Annotated in this window: 3 protein-coding genes; all 3 read right to left on the reverse strand. The window is 50.9% G+C overall.

Annotated features, from left to right (window positions below; all coding sequences use genetic code 11):
• Positions 1 to 11: 11 nt before the first annotated feature.
• Positions 12 to 377 carry an NADH-quinone oxidoreductase subunit A gene (locus tag ACH2EH_RS24520; RefSeq protein WP_395145972.1) on the reverse strand — a complete coding sequence of 122 codons (366 nt, stop codon included), beginning with the start codon at positions 375 to 377 and terminating at the stop codon, positions 12 to 14.
• A gap of 107 nt (positions 378 to 484) precedes the next feature.
• Positions 485 to 1,279, reverse strand: coding sequence for an FkbM family methyltransferase (locus tag ACH2EH_RS24525; RefSeq protein ID WP_395145973.1), 795 nt, complete (start codon positions 1,277 to 1,279; stop codon positions 485 to 487).
• A 56-nt stretch (positions 1,280 to 1,335) separates the two neighbouring features.
• Positions 1,336 to 2,565 (reverse strand): MFS transporter, encoded by a 1,230-nt coding sequence (locus tag ACH2EH_RS24530; protein WP_395145974.1) that lies wholly within the window; start codon positions 2,563 to 2,565, stop codon positions 1,336 to 1,338.
• Positions 2,566 to 2,783: the final 218 nt, after the last annotated feature.

A 2,783-nucleotide genomic window follows, 5' to 3' on the forward strand; every position in this document is an offset into this window, starting at 1 on the left:
ACTCTAACTTCCTAGCCCCACTCGAAGGCGCCGCGACGCCAGATATAAATGTAGCCCACGAACAAAATCGCCACAAACAGCCCCATCTCCGCGAGGTTATAGAGCATCATGCCTCCACTCGCCCCATAGGTCACCGCCCAGGGGTAGAGAAAGACAGTCTCGATATCGAAGAGGATAAAGAGCATGGCGATGAGATAGAACTTGATCGGAAAGCGCTCCCGTGCCGAGCCAATGGGAGTCACGCCGCACTCATACGGACTGTTTTTCTGAGGCGAGGGACGGCGCGGCCCAAGGACGGCAGAGAGTAGAATAAAGACCGCCGAGAGTAAAACGGCGACCAGCCCCATCACCAGAACCGGAATGTAGGAGTTTAGCATGGCATATTTTCCGGGCGATAGATCTCGCCTAACTTTGCGAAGTTTATCACAAACTTCTCTGGCAGACCAATGACGTCCTGCATCTTACCTAAAGAAGACTAAGCAATTCAGGCAACAGACTCGCGCAATACAGGGGCAGAAAGGATATTAAACCGAGAACGAAGAGACTGAGGAAGTGATTTATGAACAGCAATAACATCATCACCTATTAAGAATAGATCATAAAACGGCGATAAAAGATTATCAGAGGCAATTCTTTCTTCATAAGACAGATGTTTAAATTCAAACAAAATACAAGTTGGCTGTATTTTTACAAAATCAACCATATCCAATACTTTATAGTCATGACCTTCTGTATCAATATGCAATATATCAATCTTATTAATTTTATTTCTTTCAATCAATCCAGAAAAAGAAATGATTTTAATATTTTCACTAATAATAAAAGGCTCTATTTCAAATTCGCTAAAGTGATGAAGGACATGATCTTTACTAAAAGACCCAACTTGGTCGTACCAATAAGGTATCGTGGGAAACTTAACTTTTGCTTCCTGAGATACCCAGTAAAAATCCAGGCTCTCATCCTCGCCTACCGCCAGATTCTCAAACGCAAATCGTGAAGACGTTCCGTAATTTTTTTTCAGCCGCTCAAAGACAAAAGGAACCGGCTCAACAAGTAATGCTTTCCATTGCTGATTTTTTGCCAACAATTGGTGAATAGGATCGTTAGAGGTACCATCATTAGAACCGATCTGAACCACCTGAGCTTGCTGCGTACGCACTACTAGTCCCAACCAATACGAGGGATCCTCTTTCCATTTTCCGGTGATTTTTGCCTTCATCGTGACGAGACAGTCCCCTAAAATGGGAACAGATTTGATGCGTCGAAGAATAGATTTCATAAAAGAATTACCAATTGAGCTTGCCGCGCAAAGTCTACCATAGCCAATCCTTAGAATCAATTGCCATCCGTTTTTGCCATTAGGGCTTTGGGCAGAAACGGAATCACTAAAAGCACAAGAGCGGTCGTGCTGGCGTTTAGCCAGACGAGGTGGGAGAAGTCAAAGCTGTACTTGGTGAAGAGCGTGGACCCGATCCAGTCGGAGAGGGAGTTGGTGAGGTTCCAGACACTCATCATGATCGAGTAGCCTAGCGCCTCGCTGCCTTTGGGGGTGCCGCGTGCCGCTAAGTCGTAGACGGGCAAGATGGCGAGAGTCTGGGTCATGCCTTCGAGTGCGGTGATTGCGATGGCCGCTCCAGGAGTTTTATAGAAAAGATAGAAGAGTGTTCCCAGAGCGTGGATCACGATACTGGCGATCAAGAGTGTCCTCATACTGCCCTTCTGGCAGAACTTGTGGTAGGCCGTCGCCGTGAGCAGTCCGAAGGCCGCGCCGATCAGTGTCAGACTTCCCAGGAACTGTTTCGAGAGCCCCAGGGTGTTCGTCTGAAAGAAAAACAGCGGGGTTCCAAAGCCCGGCGAGGCGGCGATGAGAAAGATCATTCCGGCGGCGGCCAGCACCACTTTGCTCTTTACTAGCCCGCGTAGCTGCTCCCCCGCCTCGCGCCAGAGGTCCTTGTTCAGAGTCGCTTTTTGCGGCTCCTTCAGCCAGAACCAGACAATCGGAATCAGAGCAAAGTGCAGGGTCGCGGAGAGGCTCAGTGTGAGGAGTAAGGGGAACTTGGCGAGAAAGCCTCCGAGTGGCCCGCCCGCCAAGCTCCCGAGGCGAAACATCCCGATCCGCTGCGCCGTGAGCCGTCCTGCGGCGGCAAAGCGCTGCGCCGTCTCGACCATAACGCCGCCAAACGTGGTGGAGATGATCATCACCATGGTGTAGGTCGTGGCAAAAACGGCCAGCATGGTGGTGTAGTTTCGGGGGACGCTTCCTAAGATCAGCCAGCCAATGCCGCAGAAAAACAGGCTGAGAATCAGATACCAGCGGCGACGTGTCCCAAAGAGTGGCACGCTGTCCGTGAGAATCCCGGCCAGTGGCTTGACATAGTTGCTAAAAACCCCCAACGCGAAAAACTTCGAGATCTGCTGTGCATCGAGGTGAAGCTCGTCTTTTAAGACAAACTTTAGCGGCAGATCATAGATGGCGTAGGCGATATTGGTCAGCCCCCAGCCCAGTGCCAGCAGCAGCGCCCTCTTCGAAAACGGAAGCGCATCATCGCGGTCGGGAATTGACATGGTGGATTGTACCGTAACCTCAGCCCGAGCAACTGCGTCCAATCTTCCATGAAGCCAAAACTCAGTCACGCTCTCGTCGTCGTTGCCGGAGTGGCGCTCTTGTTCACGCTGGTTCGCCCCGAGACGGGCTGGCTGGCGCGTCTCCATATCGGCGGGGTGCTCAGCGGCTCGCGGCCACTGGTTCAAACGCTGAGTGATCTGGGATTGAAGCACGAGGA

The organism is Armatimonas sp., from assembly GCF_043760365.1.
Lineage (GTDB): Bacteria > Armatimonadota > Armatimonadia > Armatimonadales > Armatimonadaceae > Armatimonas.